Source organism: Pseudomonas sp. PA-1-3F, assembly GCF_021609665.1.
GTDB classification, from domain to species: domain Bacteria; phylum Pseudomonadota; class Gammaproteobacteria; order Pseudomonadales; family Pseudomonadaceae; genus Aquipseudomonas; species Aquipseudomonas paracarnis.
The window spans coordinates 1-24,312 of the sequence record NZ_WJZD01000055.1; the positions used below are offsets into that span (position 1 = coordinate 1).

A 24,312-nucleotide genomic window follows, 5' to 3' on the forward strand; every position below is an offset into this window, starting at 1 on the left:
GGAAGGGGGCGTAAAAAGAGTGGTCGTGGCTGAAATCGCCATCGCAGGTAAGCCAGCTCCCACAATTGATGTGGGGTGTATTCAAGGGCGGGTTCTTGGCCGCAAGAACGATTTCTTGCGGCAATTAAGAATCCAACTTCAGAAGTTGTTAGCCGTTAGAGCAACCATTGCCCATCACTTGATAGTTAAGAATATGACGCTGGCCTTGAGAATCTTCATATTCCATCTTCACCGGTACAACTTCGCAGACTTCTGGAATGCTGCTCATGGACAAGACTTTGGCCACATCCAAGTGCGTGCTATAGGTGTAGTCCTCGACAATCGGGGCGTTCTGGCCGGCCAGTTCAGTCGGGGCTTCGTCCGCCAGGGCGGCGGTGGCGCACAAGCTGCTCAGGGCGATCACTAATAACGCTTTCATTTCTTCATTACCTTCTTCAGGGCGAAAGGGGGCACGGGGCCCTTGTGAGGCCGCGTGTGTCACTTAAAAGTTGGGAAGTTCGGATTAACGTTGCCTTCGTGGGGGCTGTTGCGTTGTTAATCTCGGTGCCGTGTTGGCGGAGTTGATTCTAGGCCTGCGCGTTATATTCATATACCCGTGCTTTTGATAAACACTTTTGGCGGTTTTTGTAACAATCCCTCAATCAAGATTTTTTCAGAAACCTGTCAGCCGCCGCAGCACGCGGGCCAGAGCGGTGAAAAGGCATAGCAGGGCAATTTGTAGGGTCTTGTTACTACCATCGTCGAATGGTTCTATAGGCCCACCCCGGCTACAACAGGGGCCATACAACAACAACTATGTCACCGAGGTAAGAAAGATGAGTGCGGCTTCCCTGTACCCCGTTCGCCCCGAAGTAGCAGCCAACACGCTGACCGACGAGGCGACCTACAAGGCTATGTACCAGCAGTCGGTGGTCAACCCCGATGGCTTCTGGCGCGAGCAAGCCAAGCGCCTTGACTGGGTCAAGCCTTTCACCGCGGTGAAGCAGACCTCTTTCGACGACCACCATGTCGACATCAAATGGTTCGCCGATGGCACCCTGAACGTTTCCTACAATTGCCTGGACCGTCACCTCGCCGAGCGTGGCGACCAGATCGCAATCATCTGGGAGGGCGACGACCCTGCCGAGAGCCGCAACATCACCTACCGCGAGTTGCATGAAGAAGTCTGCAAGTTCGCCAACGCCTTGCGCGGCCAGGACGTGCACCGCGGCGATGTGGTGACTATCTATATGCCGATGATTCCCGAAGCCGTGGTCGCCATGCTGGCCTGTACCCGCATCGGCGCGATCCATTCGGTGGTGTTTGGCGGTTTTTCCCCAGAAGCCCTGGCCGGTCGCATCATCGACTGTAAGTCGAAAGTGGTGATTACCGCTGACGAAGGCATTCGCGCCGGTAAGAAAATTCCGCTTAAGGCTAACGTTGACGACGCACTGACCAACCCGGAAACCAGCAGCATCCAGAAGGTGATCGTGTGCAAGCGCACCAATGGCGCGATCAAGTGGAACCAGCATCGCGACATCTGGTACGAAGACCTGATGAAAGTGGCGGGCACCGTCTGCGCGCCAAAAGAAATGGGCGCCGAAGAAGCGCTGTTCATCCTCTATACCTCCGGCTCTACCGGCAAGCCCAAGGGTGTGCAGCACACCACCGGTGGCTACTTGCTCTATGCGGCCCTGACTCACGAGCGCGTATTCGACTATCGCCCAGGCGAAATCTACTGGTGCACCGCCGACGTCGGCTGGGTCACTGGCCACACCTACATCGTCTACGGCCCGCTGGCCAACGGCGCGACCACGCTGCTGTTTGAAGGCGTGCCGAACTACCCGGACATCACCCGCGTGGCGAAGATCGTCGACAAGCACAAGGTCAACATCCTCTACACCGCACCGACCGCGATCCGCGCCATGATGGCCTCCGGCACCGCTGCCTGTGAAGGCGCCGACGGCAGCAGCCTGCGCCTGTTGGGTTCGGTGGGTGAGCCGATCAACCCGGAAGCCTGGGACTGGTACTACAAGAACGTCGGCCAATCCCGTTGCCCGATCGTCGATACCTGGTGGCAGACCGAAACCGGCGCCACCTTGATGAGCCCATTACCAGGCGCCCACGCGCTCAAGCCAGGCTCGGCCGCACGACCGTTCTTTGGTGTGGTGCCGGCACTGGTGGACAACCTCGGTAACATCATCGAAGGTGCTGCCGAAGGCAACCTGGTGATCCTCGATTCGTGGCCAGGCCAGGCCCGTACTCTCTACGGCGACCATGATCGTTTCGTCGACACTTATTTCAAGACGTTCCGCGGCATGTACTTCACCGGTGACGGCGCCCGTCGCGATGAAGATGGTTACTGGTGGATCACCGGTCGCGTGGATGACGTGTTGAACGTGTCCGGCCACCGTATGGGCACCGCCGAGATCGAGAGCGCCATGGTTGCTCACCCCAAAGTCGCCGAGGCGGCGGTGGTGGGTGTGCCGCATGACATCAAGGGGCAGGGCATTTATGTGTATGTCACCTTGAAGAATGGTGAAGAGCCCAACGAAGCACTGCGCCTGGAGCTGAAAAACTGGGTGCGCAAGGAAATCGGGCCGATTGCCTCGCCGGACGTAATCCAGTGGGCGCCTGGGTTGCCGAAAACGCGCTCGGGGAAAATCATGCGGCGCATTTTGCGCAAGATCGCCACGGCTGAATACGATGGGTTGGGGGATATCTCCACCCTGGCAGATCCGAGCGTGGTGGCGCATTTGATTGAAACGCACAAGACCATGAGCGTCGCGTAAGCGGGGTAGGTGGGACAGAGCCCCATTCGGTGCAAGCCGGGTGGGGCTTTTTTGTGGGGGGCCATGTAACACCGAGATGCAGTGTGGGAGCTGGCTTGCCTGCGATAGCTATTTATCAGTTAGCCCATCTTTGGCTGATACACCGTTATCGCAGGCAAGCCAGCTCCCACAGTTCAGATCGCATTTCATAAAGGGGTGTGGGTGTCGGTCTGACAGAGCCGCATCACAACCAAGCCAATAAATATCGGTTTTTCCGGTAGGACATTTCTGAATGTTACCGGCCCGCCCAAATGTGTAACCACCCGCACAAAGCTGGGGCAATGGACCACGCCCCCGCCCCGAAAAACCGCGTTCTAGACACTCCAAAAAATAAGATTAAACGCCAGACTTGCCGTGCTAGAAGGGTTTGCGAATAATAGGCCCGCAATTTGCAGCATCATCAGGTTTAATATCTTTTGTCTCTGCATAAAATTCAGAGGCTGTCAATGTGTTGGAACCGCTTTCTCAGTGCTTCTGTAAATTGTTGTCGCATTGAGGAAATATCGGCTTCCGGCCTGTCGTTAGAATGCCGATCACTCGCTCGTCGTCGCAGGTGTCGCCCGCGCAGGACGCAGCACCGCTATTCGGTTACACCTTCGCCGCATCGTGGGCCATGGCTCATACTGCTGTTTTTGCCCTATACCGATGGAGTCCCAAGATGAAGAAACTCGTGCTGTTGGGCGCCCTGGCGCTGTCCGTGCTGTCCATGCAGGCTTTCGCCGAAGGCAAGCCGCTGAAAATTGGTATCGAAGCGGCTTACCCTCCGTTTGCCTCCAAGGCACCGGATGGCAGCATCGTCGGTTTTGACTACGACATCGGCAATGCGCTGTGCAAGCAGATGGACGTCAAGTGCACCTGGGTCGAGCAGGAATTCGATGGCCTGATCCCGGCGTTGAAAGTGCGCAAGATCGACGCGATCCTGTCGTCCATGTCCATCACTGAAGACCGCAAGAAATCCGTGGACTTCACCACCCGCTACTACCTGTCCCCAGCGCGTCTGGTGATGAAGGAAGGCACCACCGTCAGCGACAGCCTGGATGAACTCAAAGGCAAGAAGATCGGTGTGCAGCGCGGTTCGATCCACGATCGTTTCGCCCGTGAAGTCCTGGCGCCAAAAGGTGCGGATATCAAGGGTTACAGTACCCAGAACGAAATCTACCTGGACGTGGCTGCCGGTCGTCTCGACGGTACCGTGGCTGACGCCACCCTGCTGCAAGATGGTTTCCTGAAAACCGACGCCGGCAAAGGCTACGCGTTTGTAGGTCCATCGTTCACCGAAGCCAAATACTTCGGCGACGGTATCGGCATCGCAGTGCGCAAAGGCGACAAAGAAAACCTTGAGCGCATCAATGCGGCCATCGCTGCAATCCGTGCCAACGGCGAATACAAGAAAATCCAGGACAAGTACTTCGACTTCGATATTTACGGCGCTGACGCCAAGTAACTCATCGCAGCTGTCTGTCCGAAATGGCGCAAGCAACAGTCATCCTGAAGTTTGCGCCATTTTTTCATCCCCCTTTTCGAGGACCTGAATCATGTTGAAAGGCTACGGGGCCGTTATCCTCGATGGCGCTTGGTTGACGCTTCAGCTCGCCTTGTCGTCCATGGCCTTGGCCATTGTTCTGGGTCTGATCGGGGTCGCGCTACGCCTGTCGCCGGTACGTTGGCTGGCTTGGCTGGGCGACTTGTACTCCACGGTGATCCGCGGGATCCCCGACCTGGTGCTGATCCTGCTGATTTTCTACGGCGGTCAGGACTTGCTTAACCGCGTCGCGCCGCTATTGGGCTTTGACGACTATATCGACTTGAACCCCCTGGCCGCCGGTATCGGCACCCTGGGTTTCATCTTTGGCGCTTACCTCTCGGAAACCTTCCGTGGCGCCTTCATGGCCATTCCCAAGGGCCAGGCCGAAGCCGGCCTGGCGTATGGCATGAGCAGCTTCCAGGTGTTTTTCCGGGTGATGGTGCCGCAGATGATTCGGCTGGCGATCCCCGGGTTTACCAACAACTGGCTGGTATTGACCAAGGCCACCGCGCTGATTTCGGTGGTAGGTCTGCAAGACATGATGTTCAAGGCCAAGCAGGCGGCAGACGCCACCCGCGAGCCTTTTACCTTCTTCCTCGCAGTGGCGGCGATGTACCTGGTGATCACCAGCGTGTCGTTGCTGGCCTTGCGTTACCTTGAGAAGCGCTACTCGGTAGGCGTAAGGGCGGCTGATCTATGATCTTCGACTACAACGTCATCTGGGAGGCCATGCCGCTGTACCTTGGCGGCTTGCTGACCACCCTGAAACTGCTCGCTATCTCGCTGTTCTTCGGCCTGCTCGCGGCCTTGCCCCTGGGCTTGATGCGCGTGTCCAAGCAGCCGATCGTCAACGGCGTGGCCTGGCTTTACACCTACGTGATCCGCGGCACGCCGATGCTGGTGCAGCTGTTTTTGATCTACTACGGCCTGGCGCAGTTCGAAGCGGTACGCGAAAGCTTCCTGTGGCCGCTGCTGTCCAGCGCGACATTCTGTGCGTGCCTGGCGTTTGCGATCAACACCAGCGCCTACACGGCCGAAATTATCGCCGGCAGCCTCAAGGCCACGCCTAACGGTGAGATCGAAGCGGCCAAGGCCATGGGCATGTCGCGCTACAAACTGTACCGCCGCATCCTGTTGCCGTCGGCCCTGCGCCGCGCGCTGCCGCAGTACAGCAACGAAGTGATCATGATGCTGCAGACCACCAGCCTGGCGTCCATCGTTACCCTGATCGACATCACCGGTGCCGCGCGTACGGTCAATGCCCAGTATTACCTGCCGTTCGAAGCCTATATCACCGCCGGCGTGTTCTACCTGTGCCTGACCTTCATCCTGGTGCGCCTGTTCAAGTTGGCCGAGCGCCGCTGGCTGAGCTACCTGGCTCCACGGAAGCACTGATATGGAACGTATCGATCATCTGCTGCCCTGGGGGCATTTGGGCTGCGAGCGCCAACTGAGCGTGTTCCGCTTTGGCAACGGCGAGCGCAAGGCCTATATCCAGGCCAGCCTGCACGCCGATGAGTTGCCGGGTATGCGTGCCGCGTGGGAACTGAAAAAACGCCTCACAAAGCTGGAGCAGCAGGGCGCCCTCAACGGCGTGATCGAGCTGGTGCCGGTGGCTAACCCGATGGGCCTTGGCCAGCTGTTGCAAGGCAGCCACCAGGGGCGTTTCGAAGTGGGCAGCGGCAAGAACTTCAATCGCGACTTCGTTGAGTTGAGCGAGCCGGTCGGTGCATTTTTGCAAGGCAAACTGGGTGATGACCCGCACGCCAATGTGCGCATGATTCGCCAGGCCATGAGCGATACGCTCGCCGCCTTGCCCGAGCCGAGCAGCCAGTTGCAAGGCATGCAGCGTATCCTGCTGAGCCATGCCTGCACCGCCGATGTGGTGCTGGACCTGCATTGCGACGCCGAAGCGGCACTGCACATGTACGCGCTGCCCCAACACTGGCCGCAGTGGCGGTCGCTATCGGCACATCTGAATGTGAAGGTCGGCCTGCTGGCGGAAGATTCCGGCGGCAGTTCGTTTGACGAGGCGTGCTCGTTGCCGTGGCTGCGTTTGTCGCGCATGTTCCCGCAGGCGCAGATTCCGCTGGCCTGCCTGGCAACGACGTTGGAGTTGGGCGGCCAGGCCGACACCGGCCGTGATGAAGCCATCTTCCACGCCGAAGGCATCCTTGCGTTCCTCGCCGAACAAGGCTTGATCAAGGGCGAGTGGCCCGCGCCGCAACACGAACCTTGCGAAGGTGTGCCTTTCGAGGGCACCGAACTGCTGTTCGCGCCCCATGCCGGGGTGATCAGTTACCTGCGTAAAGCGGGCGACTGGGTAGAAACCGGCGATGAGATTTTTGAAGTGATTGACCCCCTGACCGACCGCGTAAGCACTATTTGCGCGGGTACCTCGGGGGTGTTGTTTGCCGTTGAACGGCTACGTTATGCCCAAGCGGGTTTCTGGCTGGCCAAGGTGGCGGGGCGCGAAGCGCTGCGTCACGGGCGCTTGCTCAACGACTGACCACCTGTTTTTGTGAGAACCGACCGCATGTACAAGCTTGAAGTCCAAGACCTGCATAAACGCTATGGCAGTCATGAAGTGCTCAAAGGTGTGTCCCTGGCCGCCGCCGCCGGTGATGTGATCAGCATCATCGGTTCCAGCGGTTCGGGCAAAAGTACCTTTTTGCGCTGCATCAACCTGCTGGAGCAGCCCCACGCCGGCAAGATTCTGCTCAATAACGAAGAGCTGAAACTGGTGGCCAACAAGGACGGCGCCATGAAGGCTGCCGACCCCAAGCAACTGCAACGTATGCGTTCACGCCTGTCCATGGTGTTCCAGCATTTCAACCTGTGGTCGCACATGACCGCGATTGAAAACGTGATGGAAGCCCCGGTGCACGTGTTGGGCATATCGAAGAAAGAGGCCCGTGAAAAGGCCGAGCATTACCTGGCCAAAGTCGGCGTGGGCCATCGTAAGGATGCGTTCCCGGGCCACATGTCCGGTGGCGAGCAGCAGCGCGTAGCGATTGCTCGTGCGCTGGCGATGGAGCCTGAGGTGATGCTGTTCGACGAACCTACTTCGGCGCTGGATCCGGAGTTGGTGGGCGAAGTGCTCAAGGTCATGCAGGACCTGGCCCAGGAAGGCCGCACCATGGTGGTGGTGACCCACGAAATGGGCTTTGCCCGCGAAGTGTCGAACCAGTTGGTGTTTTTGCACAAAGGCATTGTTGAAGAACGGGGCAATCCTCGCGAAGTGCTGGTGAACCCGCAGTCCGAGCGCCTTCAGCAATTCCTGTCCGGCAGCTTGAAATAGTCAAGGTTGCCACCCCTCCCCTGTAGGAGCGAGCTTGCTCGCGAAGATCGTCAACGATAACGCGGGAAGCCTGATACCCCGTGGCGTTCTCAGGTTTTTCGCGAGCAAGCTCGCTCCTACAGGAGGGCAGGGCTTCATTGTTTTTGAGATTTGTGTTGGTTTACGGGCTAGCATTGGCCCACAGCTTCTTTCACCGTTTTCGCTCCGGATAGCACTCCATGACCGCCCACAAAATTGGTTTCCTGATTTGGCCCAGCACAAAAGCACTCACGCTTGCGCTGGCTGAGGAGGCCTTGCGCGTTGCTCAGCGGGTACATCCGGATGTGGTCTACGAATTGTCGTTTCTGCAGGCCGAGCCGCAAACCGAGGGGGCCTGGCAACTGCCGGGCGAGCCGTGGGCCGGCAAGCTGGAAGGTTTTCAGAAACTGTTCCTGCTGGCGGATGAGCCGCCTGCCGCCATCGCCTCCCAGCTCAGCACCGCGCTCAAGCAACTGGTTCGGGCTGGTTGCGTGATAGGCGGGTTATCGGCAGGCGTGTACCCATTGGCCCAGCTTGGTTTGCTGGATGGTTATCGTGCTGCCGTGCATTGGCGCTGGCAGGACGATTTCGCCGAGCGTTTCCCCAAGGTCATCGCCACCAGCCACCTGTTTGACTGGGACCGTGATCGCCTGACCGCTTGCGGAGGCATGTCGGTACTTGACCTGCTGTTGGCGGTACTGGCCCGTGACCATGGCGCCGAGTTGGCCGGTGCCGTGTCTGAAGAATTGGTGGTGGAGCGCATCCGTGAGGGCGGCGAGCGCCAGCGCATTCCGTTGCAAAACCGCCTGGGCTCCAGCCATCCGAAGCTGACCCAGGCGGTGTTGTTGATGGAAGCCAATATTGAAGAGCCGCTGACCACCGATGAAATTGCCCAGCACGTGTGCGTGTCACGACGACAGCTGGAGCGCATCTTCAAGCAGTACCTTAACCGCGTTCCCAGCCAGTATTACCTGGAACTGCGCCTGAACAAGGCGCGCCAGATGTTGATGCAAACCAGCAAGTCGATCATCCAGATCGGCCTGTCGTGCGGCTTCTCCTCGGGGCCGCATTTCTCCAGCGCCTACCGTAACTTCTTCGGCGCTACGCCCCGTGAAGACCGCAACCAACGGCGCAGCAGCAGCCCGTTCGAGTTGTCGTCGGTGCCCTCCGAGCGCGGTTGAGCGGCGGGCTATTCATCGCCCTCTGTGTCGGGTCCACCGCTGACGGAGTCCTGGTTGGGATTGATCGGCGGGGGGTGTAAAGCTTCCGGTACATCGAAACTTACCGCCGTGCGGTTGTAATAACTGCGCAGCATGGCGATCGCCGCGGGCGAGAAGGGGTTGCCGCTGAGGTCGAAGCCCTGGGCTCTGTCTGCATCCATTTCAAGGAGGTCGCTGGGCAGCTCGCTAATCTGGTTATTGCGCAAGCTCACTTGATCAAGCGATGGCAGGTTGAATATTCCGTTCGGCACTTGCGTGAGGCCGGCTTCTTCGATCATCAAACCTGTCAGTCCCGACATTTTGCTGATGTCGGGCGCGACGCCCAGCGGGTTATGACTCAGGTCCAGGTACTCAAGGTTTTGCAGGTCGCTCAGAGCGTCGGCGCTGGTGGTGGTCAAGCGAATATGGCTGTTTGCAAGGCTCAGTGACTTGAGTTTGGGTAGATTGAACACGGCGCCAGGAATGTCGTTCAAGGCATAGCGGTAGATCAGCAGGCTTTCCAGGTTGGGAAAGTGCTCGAGAAATCCCTGGGGAATCGACGTAGTTTCCTCTGCTCTCAATTCCAGCTTCGAAATGTGCTCGAAATCGATATTCAATGACGGTAGATCGCCTAGCGGCGCCAGCGTCACTTCCATTTCGTGGGAGGCGGCAGGCGGCTCTTGATCGAAGTCCAGAGCGGTTTCCCGTCGCCAGGCTGCTTCCAGCACTGTTTTGAATTCGTCTCGCACCAACTGCTGCTGAGCCTGGGCTTGCTCGTCCAGTGGTGCCCTCGTACGCGGATGCTGCGCCGGCACACTCACTATCCATTCCTGCAAATCGGCTTGAAGACGCTCGTAGTCCGCTTTCAAGCGCACCAAGTGTGCCATTGAGTCGTCCAGGCCGCCGGGCAGCCTGAAGATGAAGTTATTCGCCTGGTCGACGCTGTACTTGGGGTAAAGCGCTTGCACCATAAGCCTCTGCGCGGGGTTGGCATCAGCACCAAAATGTTCGCCGGTTATCTGGCAATAGGCTTTGATCCTCTGCAGCGTGGCGCGTGAGAACCCGTTGCCTGACAGGTTAAAGGCTTTGGCGGCATTGCCTGGCAGTTGGAAGATCAAATCAGGCAGCCGACTCAAATAGTTGTTGCTCAGATCGGCGCTGACTAGTTGGGGGCGATTGAGCAAGTTCTCGGGAAACAGGGAGATATGGGTTCCGCTCAGGTTCAGCGTCTGTAGTTCAGGCATGTGCCCGAGGTTGGGAGACCGTGACAGCTGATTGTTGTTGGACAGGTCCAGGCTTTTGAGTCCTGTGAATGGATCAAGGTCTGCGCGGTTTTGCAGGGTCAGGTTGCAGTTGCGCAGCGTCAGTCTGTCAAGGTGAGAAAGTGCGATGACCTCGGGAGGAATTGTGTTGAGGGCAACGTCGCTCAGATGCAACGTACGTAGGTTGGGGAAGTGGGTGAGGAAACCTGGCGCTCCCCGGGTAGTGGGGTAACCCTTTAGCGTCAAACTGGAAATGTGATCGAAGTTTGCATTGAGTACAGGCAGTTCGCCGTGTATGGGGTAGCCAAGGTTCAGTGTGCGTCCGATTGCGTGGTCAGTATCGATCGGCGTTTCATGGCGCCAGCCGCGGAGCAGTTCTTGTGTCCATATCCAGCGGTGCAGTTCCGCTTCGGCGACGGTGGAAGGGGGTAGCGGGGCATCGGTGTTGAGAGAGGCCTGCAAGAGGCTCGATCGCCAGGCCATCAGATCGGTTTTCAGTCGTAAAAGCTCGTTTTTCAGGTAGCGGAGCGTCTGTAAGGGAGTGCTGGGATAGCTGTTCAAAATGTCCAGTGTCTGAGTCAGCTCTTGCGGGCTCAGGCCAGGGTACAGCTCGTGTAACAACGCCAATTCGGGGGTGTTGCCGGCCTCTGGCGGTGTGGCGGGGTAGCCTTCCATGCCGCCGGGCAGGCGCATCAACCTGGGGTCGTAGGCAGGTTTGCGCACTGGATCCTGGGCCAACAGCGCGCCGATCGCCTCACGTGTCAGGGGGCGCTGGCTCAAGGTTTGCCGCAGCAACGGACCCTGGCCGATATGAATGCCCAGCGCATCGCGCTGAGTGTCAGGCAGGGCCTGCAGGACGGCAGTGTAAAAATCCGTTTCGGCAAGCACCATGCCTTTTTCGTCTTCGGGGATGTACTCGCCTTCGATGGTACGCACCAGGGTGCGTTTGATCGGTGCTTCAGGAGCGCCGATTGCATCGTGCAGCTTGCCGGTTTGCTTGAAATCGCGCACTTCCAGGCGCACAGACGGCGACCAGCCCGGCAGGTTTTCCAGCGAGTGCAGGGCGAGGCGGTGGGTGTCGCTGTTTTCCAGAGCGGTCATGTACAACCCTTCATGCGCCCGGCTGATTCGAACGTGATGAGCGGCCCAGCGTGCTCGCTCAAGTACCGGTGCGGGTACCGTGCCTTGGTCGATGTCCAGCAACTGCTGGCCGGTGGAGCAGCGTAATACGTCTTCGGCGGCGCTCGTTGGCAGGCCGGGCGCGGCGTCGATGATGGTTTGCAGGCGTGCGTCAGCGGTTATCTCCAGCCCGCGATAACGCGAGTCGAACAGCGAGGCGCGGCTTTTCTGAGCTGCGCGTGCCAGTTGTTTGCGCAGTTTGGCGGTGCGTGCAGGCAGGGTGGGCGTGGGGCCGAACGGCTCTTCAAGCAAGGTTTTGCGTTCCGACTCATTCAAGGTTTCCAGCACGATCGTCAGCAAATCGCCGTTGTTCATCTGGGCTTCGTGTATCTGTGCCACGGCGGCGTTTTTATGGCCTTTGTGCTCCCAGACGGTTTCACCTTTGGCGTTGAGAAACCGCAGGGTCTTGGATTCGGGCCATAGGCCCGTCTGGCTCAGCAGCCACAGTTGCGTTTGGGTATCAGCCTTCTGATACATCGCAGGGTCATCGCTGTTCATTTGGTCGATGAAAGTTTGCAGCTGCTCATCGATCCGGATGCGCTTGAGTGTGTCGGCCAACAGCGGCGGTGGCGGTTGGTGGTCCATGTACAGTTTGCGCAGGGCGTCATCATTGGTCTCGCTGATGCGACTGGCTCTTTCAAGACCGGCTTCGCTGATACCTTCGGCAGATGGGCCGAGCCGGCGCAGCAAGGTGGTGCGATTCCAGGTCAACGGGCGATCCACGGGCGTCAACCAGGCGCCCTTGCCATTGCTCAGTACGCGTGGGCGGTAAGCGTGGGGGCGCGTAGGGTGTTCAAGGCTAGCGTTGCCCGAGGGTTGTTTGATGGAGAAAAATTGCCCGTCCAGCGCCAGGATCTGCTTTTGTTGATGGGCATGTAATCCCTGCGGGCCGGGGCGCGACCCTGGAACCAGTTGAATGTCGTGGGCGTAGGGCGCCAGGTCGGGGTTCCACAGACGGGTTTTACGGTCGGTGGTCACCGGAGTGAGTCTGTCAAAGAAGTCCCATAGCGCCTTCGGTAGCGTCTGTCGCAACAGGTTTTCGGCTATCGGTGCGCCGACCGCGAACATCCCCAGTTGGACCATTTGCTCAAGGATTGACATCAGGTGCCCGAATGCCTGGCGCTTGAGCCCTTCGGCCCAGTCGAGCACGCCTTCGAACACATCGTCGAGCAGTTGATAGGTGGTATAGCCGAGCATCAGTAAGCCCAGCGGCGGAACAAAGGGTGTTGCGATGAAGGCGGCGATTTCGAGAATGGCTTCACCGATTTTCTGCACAACCTCCCAGTGCCGCCAGCGAGCATTTCTGTCAGCGTCGGCGGTGGGAATGGCCGTTACGCGAGCATCGTTGAGCAACTTATCAAGCTTGTTCTCATACAGGTGCTCGTACAGGTCGTTGGTGATTTTCGTCGCATAGAATTGCAGGTTGGTTTTGGCCACGGGTTCGTCACGCCAGACAGGGCGGGGGTCGCCCGAAACATGCTCGTGCCAGACGACCTGTGATAAGCGGCTGTTGAGATCGGCAAAGAAGTAGCCACGCTGTTCATGCCTGACGAAACGGCTGAAAAACGCCTGATAGTCGGCGCTGCGCAGTTTGTTCGCCAGGTCCTGCATGAAAGCCTGACCGTTGGCGTAATACTTGAGCGGCGATTGCGGGTCGCCCGGAATGTAGGCCACCATCGGGACGGCGCTGCGATTGGACTCCAGGTCGGCGGCGAACAGCACGATGCCGGTCAAGGGGGCGTTCATCAGGCTAAGGTCATGGCACAGCAACGGCCTGCCGTTCAGGTCGCCGATCAGGTTTTTGAGAAAGCTGCGAAGTGCATTGAACGCTTGGGGCGATACATCTTTTTTCAGCTGCGCCATATGCAAGCTGGCTTGGGCGTCGGCTTTCAGGCTGTTGATGACCTTTTGGCGCAGTTGAGCCTTGATCGCCGCGTCATTGAAGCCCAAAAGGTTCTTGAGGTAGCGCTGGTATTGCTTGCCGACATCCAGCGTGCGGCATAACCCAATGAATTGCGCGATGCTGATTTTCTCGCGTAATTGGGGCAGCGTGTTGAATTGCCCGGTGGCGGAGGGCTGAGTAATGAATGTCGACTCTGGGGCATATGCCGTCGGCTTGCTTTCGTCCGCATCAAAGTTGTGCAATGCCGCCTCCACCAGTGAAACGGTCCAGGTTTTGGCGCCAGTTTCTATGGGAAGCAGCGGTGTGGTCTGTGGGATATACAAGCGCAGGTAAATAGCGCTGACGTCGCAGTCGGCGTCGTACTGCTGCTTGAGTGCCTGCTGCAGCAAGGGGGCGGCAAATGCCTGCGGGGATTGGAGCGTGGACAGGGCGCTGTCGACTTGGTTTTGTGCCTTCCAACTGTTCTCCAGGGCCTTCTTGGCGGGAGCTTGCTGGGTGCGGTTGGCATCGCCATACCAATCGGCGAATTCAATTGGGCTGTTTTTCAGGGCCTGGCGCCGGGCACTTGAGGCGTTCCCTAGCCATTTCGGTAGGCGGGGGTTGACCTCGGCGGGCACTACGGCTGCGACTTGTGCGAGGTGTTGGGAGAGCGAGGTTTGAGTTGGGGTGGGCATGGGCTGGATCTTCATTGAGTTGAGGCAGCGACATCACACCAACTTTGATGCAGGGCGGGAGCATATATAGTGATGCCCGCAACGAAATCTGCAGATCTTGCGCTTGCCTCCCTTGCTTATCAGGCCGTGCTGCCCGGAACTCAGGTAGGCGCGGTTAGATCGTCAGGGCGCGCCAACCCTTTCGCTGCATGATCCTGACGTAAACCTGCCGCAGCGTTTAAACTGCGCCATTGCGACGCTATTTGTCGCATTGGCGTAAACCCGCAAAAAACACGGGTTGGCGCTATAAGAAGTTGTCGCTTGGCGACAAGGCCCCACTGAAAACTGTCCTTACAATCCCTGCATCGCCCGCCAGTTCCAGGCAGGCGTTCCTCTTCAGGAGACTCCGATGTCCGTTGAGCAAGCCCCGGTGCAACGTGCCGATTTCGACCAGGTGATGGTGCCCAACTACGCACCTGCTGCCTTTATTCCTGTGCGTGGCCAAGGTTCGCGCGTGTGGGACCAGGCCGGTCGAGAGCTGATCGACTTTGCCGGCGGCATCGCGGTTAACGTTCTAGGCCACGCCCATCCGGCACTGGTCGGTGCTTTGACCGAACAGGCCAACAAACTCTGGCACGTCTCCAACGTGTTCACCAATGAGCCGGCGCTGCGCCTGGCCCACAAGCTGATCGACGCCACCTTTGCAGAGCGCGTGTTCTTCTGCAACTCCGGCGCCGAAGCCAACGAGGCCGCCTTCAAGCTGGCCCGTCGCGTGGCGTTCGACCGTTTTGGCAGTGAGAAGTACGAGATCATCGCCGCGCTGAACAGCTTCCATGGCCGTACCCTGTTCACCGTCAACGTCGGTGGCCAATCGAAGTACTCCGATGGTTTCGGGCCTAAAATCACCGGCATCACCCACGTTCCTTATAACGACCTGGCTGCGCTGAAAGCGGCAGTGACCGATAAGACCTGCGCCGTGGTTCTGGAACCGATCCAGGGTGAAGGCGGCGTACTGCCAGCCGAACTGGCTTACCTGCAAGGCGCCCGCGAACTGTGCGACGCGAACGACGCGCTGCTGGTGTTCGACGAAGTGCAAACCGGCATGGGCCGCAGCGGCCATCTGTTTGCCTACCAGCATTACGGTGTGACCCCGGACATCCTCACCAGCGCCAAGAGCCTGGGCGGCGGCTTCCCGATTGCGGCGATGCTGACCCGTGAAGACCTGGCCAAGCACTTGGTGGTCGGCACCCACGGCACCACCTACGGCGGCAACCCGCTGGCGTGCGCGGTAGCGGAAGCGGTGATCGACGTGATCAACACCCCAGAAGTGCTGGCGGGTGTGAATGCCAAGCACGACCTGTTCAAGGCGCGCCTGGAGCAGATCGGCAAGCAGTACGGCATCTTCACTCAAGTGCGTGGCATGGGCTTGTTGATCGGTTGCGTACTCAGCGATGCCTTCAAAGGCAAGGCCAAGGACGTGTTCAACGCGGCCGAAAAAGAGAACTTGATGATCCTGCAAGCCGGCCCCGACGTGGTGCGTTTTGCACCGAGCCTGGTGGTGGAAGAGGCGGACATCAATGAAGGCCTGGATCGTTTTGAGCGTGCTGTGAAGACGTTGACGCAAGCCTGATAGCGACACATTTTATTGGCCGGACCTGAACACATGTGGGAGCTGGCTTGCCTGCGATAGCATCACCTCGGTGACATTGATATACCGAGTTGCCTGTATCGCAGGCAAGCCAGCTCCCACATGGATCTGCTGACACATTGAGACCGATGTGTATCCAGGGCCTGTGTCCGGCATTTTTTCCTCTGTGAGTTTTCGAGTTAAGGAGTGACACCATGCTGGTGATGCGCCCCGCGCAAATGGCTGATCTGGGCGAGGTACAGCGTCTGGCTGCGGACAGCCCGATTGGTGTCACCTCCTTGCCGGATGATGTGGAACGCCTGAGCGACAAGATCGCGGCCAGCGAAGCTTCTTTTGCGGCCGAGGTGAGTTTCAACGGTGAAGAGAGCTATTTCTTCGTGCTGGAAGACACCGAGACCGGCCAGCTCGCCGGCTGCTCGGCCATCGTGGCCTCGGCCGGTTACTCCGAGCCGTTCTATAGCTTTCGTAACGAGACCTTCGTACACGCCTCCCGCGAGCTGAAGATCCACAACAAGATCCACGTGCTTTCCCAGTGCCACGACCTTACCGGCAACAGCCTGCTCACCAGTTTCTACGTGAAGCCTGCGCTGGTCGGTTCGCCGTGGTCGGAACTCAATTCCCGTGGCCGACTGCTGTTTGTCGCCAGCCATCCCGAGCGCTTTGCCGACTCGGTGGTGACCGAGATTGTCGGCTACAGCGACGAGAACGGTGACTCGCCGTTCTGGGATGCCATTGGCCGCAATTTCTTCGACCTCAACTACGCCGCCGCCGAGCGCCTGTGCGGGCTGAAAAGCCGTACCTTCCTCGCCGAGCTGATGCCGCACTACCCGATCTACGTGCCGCTGCTGCCGGACGAAGCGCAAGAAGCCATGGGCCAGGTGCACCCGCGTGCGCAAATCACCTTCGACATCCTCATGCGTGAAGGTTTCGAAACTGACCATTACATCGACATCTTCGACGGTGGCCCGACGCTGCACGCCCGGGTCTCGGGCATTCGCTCGATTGCCCAGAGCCGCGTGGTGCCAGTGAAAATCGGTGAGATGGTCAAGGGGGTTGGCCGCCAGTACCTGGTGAGCAACGCGCAGTTGCAGGATTACCGTGCGGTGATGCTGGAGCTGGACTACGCGCCCGGCAAACCAGTGACCCTGGACCTGGCGGCAGCCGAAGCGCTGGGTGTTGGCGAAGGCGCCAGTGTGCGCCTGGTTGCGGTTTAAAAAGAGAGTTTCGCGGGTGGCTGACAACAGCGGCCCGTTCGAGGAGATAGCATGATCGTTCGTCCCGTACGCAGCAGCGATTTACCGGCCCTGATAGACCTGGCGCGCAGCACTGGCACCGGCCTCACCACCTTGCCGGCCAACGAAGAGCGCCTGACCCACCGGGTGGGCTGGGCGGAAAAAACCTTTCGCGGCGAAGCCGGGCGCGGCGATGCCGACTACCTGTTCGTGCTGGAAAACGACGAAGGCCGCGTGGTGGGAATCTCCGCCATCGCTGGCGCCGTTGGCCTGCGCGAGCCGTGGTACAACTTCCGGGTTGGGCTGACTGTCAGCGCTTCCCAGGAACTGAATATCTACCGTGAGATACCGACGCTGTTCCTGGCCAACGACCTCACCGGTAATTCCGAATTGTGCTCGTTGTTTTTGCATGCCGATTACCGCAACGGCCTCAACGGTCGCATGCTCGCCAAGGCGCGCATGTTGTTTATCGCCGAGTTCCCGCAACTGTTCGGCAACAAGATCATTGCCGAGATGCGCGGTGTGTCCAACGACGCCGGGCGTTCGCCGTTCTGGGAAAGCCTGGGCCGGCACTTCTTCAAGATGGAGTTCAGCCAGGCCGACTACCTCACGGGCGTGGGCAACAAGGCGTTTATCGCCGAGCTGATGCCCAAGTTCCCGCTGTACAGCTGCTTTCTCTCCGAAGACGCGCGCAATGTGATCGGCAAGGTCCACCCGGACACCGAGCCGGCGCTGAGCATGCTCAAGAGCGAAGGCTTCAGCTACCAGGGCTATGTGGATATTTTCGACGCCGGCCCGGCGGTGGAATGTGAAACCAGCAAGATCCGTGCGGTGCGCGACAGCCAGTCACTGGTGTTGGCCATCGGCACGCCGGGGGACGACGCCACGCCGTTCCTGATTCATAACCGCAAGCGCGAAGAATGCCGTATCACCGCCGCTCCGGCCCGTCTGGCGGCAGGTACGCTGGTGGTCGATCCACAGACCGCCAAGCGCCTGCAACTGGTGGTGGGTGATCAAGTGCGTGCTGTTGCGTTGTCTGCTGCTCGGGAGTCCAAATAATGAATTCGCTGTATATCGCAGGTAGCTGGCTGGCTGGCCAGGGTGAGCTGTTTGAATCGCGCAACCCGGTGACTCAGCAAGTGCTGTGGGCTGGCAATGGTGCCAGTGCCGAACAGGTCGAATCCGCCGTGCAGGCTGCGCGCCAGGCATTCCCGGCATGGGCCAAGCGCCCGCTCGAAGAACGCATCAGCGTGCTGGAAACCTTCGCCGCCACGCTTAAAAGCCGTGCCGATGAAATCGCCCGCTGCATTGGCGAAGAAACCGGCAAGCCACTGTGGGAGTCGGCCACTGAAGTCACCAGCATGGCCAACAAGATTGCGATCTCGGTGCAAAGCTACCGCGAGCGTACCGGCGAGAAGAGCGGCCCCCTGGGCGACGCCACCGCTGTGTTGCGCCATAAACCCCACGGTGTGGTGGCGGTGTTCGGCCCTTACAACTTCCCTGGGCACTTGCCCAATGGGCACATCGTCCCGGCGTTGCTGGCGGGCAATACCGTGCTGTTCAAGCCGAGCGAGCTGACCCCCAAGGTCGCTGAGCTGACCGTACAGTGCTGGATCGAAGCCGGTTTGCCGGCGGGCGTGCTGAACCTGCTGCAAGGCGCGCGGGAAACCGGCATCGCCCTGGCGGCCAACCCAGGCATCGACGGCCTGTTCTTTACCGGCTCCAGCCGCACCGGCAATCACTTGCACCAGCAATTCTCAGGGCGGCCCGACAAGATCCTGGCCCTGGAAATGGGCGGTAATAACCCGCTGGTCGTGGACGAAGTCGCCGACGTGGATGCGGCGGTGTACACCATCATCCAGTCGGCGTTTATCTCGGCGGGCCAGCGTTGCACCTGCGCGCGCCGCTTGCTGGTGCCGCAAGGTGCCTGGGGCGATGCCTTGCTGGCGCGCCTGGTGGCGGTGAGTGCGAGCATTGAAGTGGGCGCTTTCGATCAGCAACCGGCGCCGTTCATGGGGTCGGTGATCTCCCTGGCTGCGGCCAAAGCCTTGATGCAAGCCCAGGAACTGATGTTGGCCAATGGCGCCGTGGCACTGCTGGAGATGACCCAGCCTCAGGCTCAGGCCGCTTTGTTGACCCCTGGAATCATCGACGTAACCGGGGTGACGGAACGTGAAGACGAAGAGCTGTTCGGCCCGCTGCTGCAGGTGATCCGCTATGCGGATTTTGCCGGTGCCATCGCTGAGGCCAACAACACCCAGTACGGCCTGGCCGCTGGCCTGTTGTCGGACTCCGAAGCGCGTTACCAGCAGTTCTGGCTGGAAAGCCGCGCCGGTATCGTCAACTGGAACAAGCAGTTGACCGGCGCTGCCAGTACCGCGCCGTTCGGTGGTGTCGGGGCGTCGGGCAATCATCGCGCCAGTGCCTATTACGCGGCGGATTATTGCGCGTACCCGGTGGCGTCGTTGGAAACGCCAAGCCTGATAGTCCCGGCAACGCTCACGCCAGGTATAACGCTGATCTAAATGTGGGAGCGGGCTTGCTCGCGAATGCGGTGTTTCATTCAACATTTGAAGTGACTGAACCACCGCTTTCGCGAGCAAGCCCGCTCCCACAATGGATCTGTGGTGTATTCAAGTGATTTGATGCCTATAAAAACAGATGTTCGTGGAGCCTCGCCGATGAAATCCTGTGAAGTCAATTTTGACGGTCTAGTGGGGCCGACCCATAACTACGGCGGTTTGTCCTTCGGCAACGTCGCGTCCCAAAGCAACAGCCAGCAGTCTTCCAACCCGAAGGAAGCGGCGTTGCAGGGCCTGCAGAAAATGAAAGCCCTGATGGACATGGGCTTTGTGCAAGGTGTATTGGCGCCCCAGGAGCGCCCGGATGTAGCCGCCTTGCGCAGCTTGGGTTTCAGCGGCACCGACGCCCAGGTGATCGAGCAGGCTGCCAGGCAGGCCATGCCTTTGCTGGTAGCGAGCTGCTCGGCATCCAGCATGTGGGTAGCCAACGCCGCCACCGTCAGCCCAAGCGCCGACACCGCAGACGGTCGTGTGCATTTCACCGCTGCCAACCTCAATTGCAAATACCACCGCAGCATCGAGCACCCCACCACCAGCCGAGTGCTGGGGGCGATGTTCGCCGATGGCAAGCATTTCGCTCACCACGCCGCCTTGCCGGCCGTGGCGCAATTTGGCGATGAAGGCGCGGCCAACCACACGCGTTTCTGTCGTGAGTACGGCGAGGCGGGCGTCGAGTTTTTCGTCTTCGGCCGTAGTGCTTTCGACCCCCGTTACCCGGCCCCGCAGAAGTACCCGGCGCGCCAGACCCTCGAAGCCTCCCAGGCCGTTGCGCGCCTGCATGGCTTGAAGGATGACGGCGTGGTCTACGCCCAACAGAACCCTGCGGTGATCGATGCCGGTGTGTTCCACAACGATGTGATCGCGGTGGGCAACGGCGAGGTGCTGTTCTATCACGAGGATGCGTTCCTCAATACCGAACAGATGCTCGCCGAACTGCACGGCAAGTTGAGCAAGCTGGGCGGCAACTTCCAGTCGGTGTGTGTGCCCCGCGCGTTGGTCAGTGTCGAGGACGCGGTGCGTTCCTACCTGTTCAACAGCCAGTTGCTGACTCGTCCTGATGGTTCGATGCTGCTGATCGTGCCGGAAGAGTGCCGCGCCAATGAGCGCGTGTGGCAGTACCTGCAAGGCTTGACCGTTTCCGGCGGGTTGATCCGCGAAGTCAAGGTCTTCGACCTCAAGCAAAGCATGCAGAATGGCGGTGGGCCGGCGTGCCTGCGCCTGCGCGTGGCGTTGAACGAAACCGAGCTGGCGGCCGTGAACCCAGGGGTTATCATGACCGCGCCGTTGTACGAAACCCTGACCCATTGGGTGGGCAAGCACTACCGCGACAGCCTGCGCGAAACCGACCTGGCTGACCCGCAGTTGCTGCTTGAGTGCCGGACGGCACTGGATGAACTGACGCAAATCCTTAAACTGGGCTCGGTTTATCCTTTCCAGATCAATTAATGCCACACGGCTGAGATATTTTATTTATGACCGACACCCTGAAACTCATTCTTGAAGACACCGACGGCACCCAGCTGGAAACCTCCTGCACCCGCGTCGCCGTGGTCTGGCAGGGCAAGGAGATCTGGATCCAGCACGATGGCCGCGGCCAACTGCTGATTGGCGTAGACGTAGAGGAGGGCGACGCCGAGTACGCCAACCTGCTGATGCGCCCATTGGCCACCAACCTGATGAGCCTGCAACTGGAAATGGAACCGGCCGACGTTGAAGGTGACGACGATCACGTCCATGGCCCAGGCTGCAACCACTAAGGAAGCTGCTTATGCTCGCCCTCGGCAAACTGCTTGAACTGACCCTCGCCGGTCGTGAACCGGCGCAAAAAATTCAACTGACTGTCGACGGCGTGCAGATGCGCTGGCTCAGCGAAGGCGCGCTTGAAGTGCGTCCTCCTGAAGCTCTGGACAACGGCAGCGACTTGCTGCTGTCGTCCGGCATCCATGGCAACGAAACCGCGCCGATCGAATTGCTCGACCGCCTGTTGCATGGCATTGCCCGCGGGGAGATCAAACCCCGCACCCGTATTCTGTTCCTGTTCGGTAATACCGAGGCCATGCGCCGCGGTGAGCGTTACCTCGAGCTGGACGTCAACCGGCTGTTCAATGGCCGTCATGAACAAAACATTGGCCCCGAAGCCATGCGCGCCGCCGAGCTTGAGCAATTGGCCCGCAGCTTTTTCAGCCTGCCTGGCCGCTCGCGCCTGCATTACGACCTGCATACCGCGATTCGTGGTTCAAAAATCGAGCAGTTCGCGTTGTACCCGTGGAAGGAAGACCGACAGCATTCGCGCCGTGAGCTGGAGCGCTTGAACGCGGCCGGCATGCAGGCGGTGCTGCTGCAGAACAAAACCTCGATTACCTTCACCGCCTTTACCTACGAGCAACTCGGCGCCGAGGCTTTCACCCTGGAGTTGGGCAAGGCGCGCCCGTTCGGGCAGAACGACGGTGTGGACGTGTCGCGCCTGGAGGCGCGTCTGAAGCAGATCATCGAGGGCAACGAGCCTGAGACCGGCAACCTCGACGGCCTGAAGCTCTTCGCCGTTGCACGGGAAGTGATCAAGCACAGCGACGCCTTCCTGCTGCACCTGCCCGCAGATGTGGAAAACTTTTCGGAATTGGAAAAGGGCTACCTGCTGGCCGAAGACGTGGCCAAGACCCGCTGGGTGATCGAGGAGGAGGGCGCCCGCATCATCTTCCCCAACCCAAAGGTGAAGAACGGCTTGCGCGCCGGGATATTGATCGTGCCCACCACCGATGCCGGCCTGGCCTGAGAGCCAAGTCTGGCTCAGTCCAATGTGGGAGCTGGCTCGCCTGCGATAGCATCACCTGGGTATCACTGATACACCCCAGGTGTCTGCATCGCAGGCAAGCCAGCTCCCACACTGGTTTGCGGTGAGGCTTGGATTTAGACCGCTACCGCACGCGGCTCGCTACGACGGATCGCCCGCACTTTGTGCAGTGTATCGGCGCAGGTACGCGCAGCTTCCTGACCCTTGTGCACGAAGTGCTCATAGAAGAACGTGGTGTGCTCGCTGCCGGCATGGAAGTGGTGCGGCGTCAGGGACACCGAGAACACCGGCACTTCAGTTTCCAACTGCACCTGCATCAGGCCGCTGACCACCGATTGCGCGACGAATTCGTGACGGTAGATGCCACCGTCCACCACCAGCGCGGCAGCGACGATCCCCGCGTAACGGCCGGTCTTGGCCAGCAACTTGGCGTGTAGGGGCATTTCAAAGGCGCCGCCGACTTCGAAGAAGTCGATGTCCGATTCCTGATAACCCTGGGCGATCATTTCGGCGAGGAAGCCTTTGCGCGATTGGTCGACAATATCCTTGTGCCAGCAGGCCTGGATAAACGCGACGCGCTCGCCGTGATGGTTTTTGCTTTTGCTGTCGATTGCGGTGGGTTGCATGTTCTGACTCCTGTTTAAGAAAAAAACAGGGCGTTATGAATCGAATGGGATTTAAGGGTACGCATGCGCAAACAGGCGCGCGGCCCTTAGGTGCCAATCCCGTTCTCTCTTCATCCGGACTATGACCGTCGGCCCCGGGATCACACCGGGTCTGCTGACCTTGTCGCCGTCCTGCCTGAGCAGTTCAAGGCGCCAAGCGCTCGCGGGCTATGCACATTGCGTGCAATTACCGCCGGTGGGGAATTGCACCCCGCCCTGAGAACGTTGCCGCCAGAACCCTGGCGGCGGAGAGTTTTTAACATGGTTTTTCGAAAACTGCACGGCTGCCGTCTCGATAACTTATATCGGTTTGATTGGTTGGTATTCGAATGAATGCAATAGGGGCTTGATATTCCGTGGCTTTGCCCGCAGTAATCACACACAAAAGGACTTATCCACTCCGTTAGAGGCCCCCTTCATGACCGTGATCGACCTGCGCAGCGACACCGTGACCCAACCTACCCCCGGCATGCTCGACGCAATGGCCAGCGCCGTCAGCGGCGATGATGTTTATGGTGAAGACCCCAGCGTCAACCGCTTGGAGGCCGAGTTGGCCAAGCGCCTGGGCTTTGCCGCGGCGCTGTTCGTACCCACCGGCACCATGAGCAACCTCCTGGCGTTGATGGCTCACTGTGAGCGCGGCGAGGAATACATCGTCGGCCAGCAGGCCCACACCTACAAATACGAAGGTGGCGGTGCGGCGGTGCTGGGGTCGATCCAGCCGCAGCCCCTGGAGGTTCAAGCTGATGGCTCCCTTGATCTGAACCAGGTGCTTGCAGCCATCAAGCCCGACGACTTCCACTTCGCGCGCACGCGCCTGCTGGCGCTGGAAAACACCATGCAGGGCAAAGTACTGCCGCTGGATTATCTGGCCAAGGCCCGTGCATTTACCCACGAGCACGGCTTGGCCCTGCACTTGGATGGCGCCCGTCTCTACAACGCGGCAGTCAAGCTGGGCGTGGATGCGCGAGAAATCGCCCAGCATTTCGATTCGGTGTCGGTGTGCCTGTCCAAGGGCCTCGGCGCGCCGGTCGGTTCGGTGCTGTGTGGCTCGGCGGCGCTGATCGCCAAGGCTCGGCGCTTGCGCAAGATGGTCGGCGGCGGCATGCGCCAGGCCGGCTCACTGGCGGCGGCGGGGTTGTATGCTCTGGATCATCAGGTGCAGCGCCTGGCTGACGACCATGCCAACGCGCAATGGCTGGGCGATGAGTTACGCAAGGCCGGCTACAGCGTCGAGCCGGTGCAGACCAATATGGTGTATGTGCAGGTAGGCGATCAGGCGCAGGCGCTGAAGGCCTTTGCGGCCGAGCGTGGGGTCAAGTTGAGTGCCGCGCCGCGCCTGCGCATGGTCACCCATCTGGACGTCAGCCGGGCGCAGATCGAGCAAGTGCTGCAGACATTCGTCGCGTTTTCGCAGAAATGACAGTGCAGGCCGTCTAATTGACTGTTTCTATCACATAAACACGCTGTACCACCGGCAAAGGGCCGATATAATGCGGCCCTTTGCCGTCGCTCCGTCTGATGATGTTGCGCACTGGCCTTTG

The 24,312-nt window shown here is 59.6% G+C and carries 18 protein-coding genes and 1 riboswitch; of the genes, 15 read left to right on the forward strand and 3 right to left on the reverse strand.

What is annotated here, in order from left to right:
• Window positions 1-148 precede the first annotated feature (148 nt).
• Entirely contained in the window at window positions 149-418 is a 270-nt protein-coding gene (locus GIV26_RS25955; RefSeq protein WP_034128473.1) for a DUF2790 domain-containing protein, read from the reverse strand.
• 397 nt (window positions 419-815) lie between these two features.
• Here GIV26_RS25955 and acs point away from each other — a divergent pair, with 397 nt between their 5' ends.
• From acs to argR, 7 genes are all read left to right on the forward strand, one after another.
• Window positions 816-2,771 carry an acetate--CoA ligase gene (acs, locus tag GIV26_RS25960; protein WP_127882265.1) on the forward strand — a complete coding sequence of 652 codons (1,956 nt, stop codon included), beginning with the start codon at window positions 816-818 and terminating at the stop codon, window positions 2,769-2,771.
• 697 nt (window positions 2,772-3,468) lie between these two features.
• Window positions 3,469-4,254, forward strand: a complete 786-nt coding sequence (locus GIV26_RS25965; RefSeq protein WP_034128472.1) for an ABC transporter substrate-binding protein — start codon at window positions 3,469-3,471, stop codon at window positions 4,252-4,254.
• A 91-nt stretch (window positions 4,255-4,345) separates the two neighbouring features.
• Window positions 4,346-5,035: an ABC transporter permease gene (locus GIV26_RS25970; RefSeq protein WP_003193627.1), complete on the forward strand. Its 690-nt coding sequence runs from the start codon at window positions 4,346-4,348 to the stop codon at window positions 5,033-5,035.
• On the forward strand, window positions 5,032-5,730 hold the full coding sequence (locus tag GIV26_RS25975; protein WP_034119440.1) for an ABC transporter permease: 699 nt from the start codon (window positions 5,032-5,034) through the stop codon (window positions 5,728-5,730). The genes GIV26_RS25970 and GIV26_RS25975 overlap by 4 nt, the downstream gene beginning before the upstream one ends.
• A 1-nt stretch (window position 5,731) precedes the next feature.
• Window positions 5,732-6,844 carry a succinylglutamate desuccinylase/aspartoacylase family protein gene (locus tag GIV26_RS25980; RefSeq protein WP_205548305.1) on the forward strand — a complete coding sequence of 371 codons (1,113 nt, stop codon included), beginning with the start codon at window positions 5,732-5,734 and terminating at the stop codon, window positions 6,842-6,844.
• 27 nt (window positions 6,845-6,871) lie between these two features.
• Window positions 6,872-7,636 (forward strand): ABC transporter ATP-binding protein, encoded by a 765-nt coding sequence (locus GIV26_RS25985; RefSeq protein WP_014719598.1) that lies wholly within the window; start codon window positions 6,872-6,874, stop codon window positions 7,634-7,636.
• Window positions 7,637-7,854: 218 nt separating this feature from the next.
• Window positions 7,855-8,835, forward strand: a complete 981-nt coding sequence (gene argR / locus GIV26_RS25995) for a transcriptional regulator ArgR (RefSeq protein ID WP_034128470.1) — start codon at window positions 7,855-7,857, stop codon at window positions 8,833-8,835.
• Window positions 8,836-8,843: 8 nt separating this feature from the next.
• On the opposite strand, the gene GIV26_RS26000 is transcribed toward argR, so the two are convergent.
• The gene (locus GIV26_RS26000) at window positions 8,844-13,871 is read right to left on the reverse strand and encodes a leucine-rich repeat domain-containing protein (protein WP_236282774.1); all 5,028 of its coding nucleotides are present in this window, start codon (window positions 13,869-13,871) and stop codon (window positions 8,844-8,846) included.
• 388 nt (window positions 13,872-14,259) lie between these two features.
• On the opposite strand from GIV26_RS26000, the gene GIV26_RS26005 reads away from it, so the two are divergent.
• The 7 genes from GIV26_RS26005 to astE all read left to right on the forward strand — a co-directional run bounded on the left by GIV26_RS26005 (window position 14,260) and on the right by astE (window position 22,085).
• Window positions 14,260-15,480, forward strand: coding sequence for an aspartate aminotransferase family protein (locus tag GIV26_RS26005; protein WP_096143499.1), 1,221 nt, complete (start codon window positions 14,260-14,262; stop codon window positions 15,478-15,480).
• Window positions 15,481-15,692: 212 nt separating this feature from the next.
• Window positions 15,693-16,712, forward strand: coding sequence for an arginine/ornithine succinyltransferase subunit alpha (gene aruF, locus GIV26_RS26010; protein ID WP_105228053.1), 1,020 nt, complete (start codon window positions 15,693-15,695; stop codon window positions 16,710-16,712).
• A 51-nt stretch (window positions 16,713-16,763) separates the two neighbouring features.
• A complete protein-coding gene (gene astA / locus GIV26_RS26015; RefSeq protein WP_003193612.1) occupies window positions 16,764-17,789 on the forward strand; it encodes an arginine N-succinyltransferase in 1,026 nt (341 codons plus the stop codon).
• Window positions 17,786-19,255, forward strand: a complete 1,470-nt coding sequence (astD, locus tag GIV26_RS26020) for a succinylglutamate-semialdehyde dehydrogenase (protein ID WP_161793223.1) — start codon at window positions 17,786-17,788, stop codon at window positions 19,253-19,255. The genes astA and astD overlap by 4 nt, the downstream gene beginning before the upstream one ends.
• Before the next feature lie 156 nt (window positions 19,256-19,411).
• Window positions 19,412-20,758, forward strand: coding sequence for an N-succinylarginine dihydrolase (gene astB, locus GIV26_RS26025; protein ID WP_236282776.1), 1,347 nt, complete (start codon window positions 19,412-19,414; stop codon window positions 20,756-20,758).
• Between the two features lie 26 nt (window positions 20,759-20,784).
• Window positions 20,785-21,069, forward strand: coding sequence for a hypothetical protein (locus tag GIV26_RS26030; protein ID WP_054922326.1), 285 nt, complete (start codon window positions 20,785-20,787; stop codon window positions 21,067-21,069).
• Between the two features lie 11 nt (window positions 21,070-21,080).
• Entirely contained in the window at window positions 21,081-22,085 is a 1,005-nt protein-coding gene (astE, locus tag GIV26_RS26035; RefSeq protein WP_054896748.1) for a succinylglutamate desuccinylase, read from the forward strand.
• 134 nt (window positions 22,086-22,219) lie between these two features.
• Here astE and GIV26_RS26040 read toward each other — a convergent pair whose 3' ends face one another.
• A complete protein-coding gene (locus GIV26_RS26040) occupies window positions 22,220-22,729 on the reverse strand; it encodes a 6,7-dimethyl-8-ribityllumazine synthase (RefSeq protein ID WP_003193604.1) in 510 nt (169 codons plus the stop codon).
• 97 nt (window positions 22,730-22,826) lie between these two features.
• Window positions 22,827-22,996, reverse strand: a riboswitch (FMN riboswitch).
• Window positions 22,997-23,186: 190 nt separating this feature from the next.
• On the opposite strand from GIV26_RS26040, the gene ltaE reads away from it, so the two are divergent.
• On the forward strand, window positions 23,187-24,191 hold the full coding sequence (gene ltaE, locus GIV26_RS26045) for a low-specificity L-threonine aldolase (RefSeq protein ID WP_034128464.1): 1,005 nt from the start codon (window positions 23,187-23,189) through the stop codon (window positions 24,189-24,191).
• Window positions 24,192-24,312: the final 121 nt, after the last annotated feature.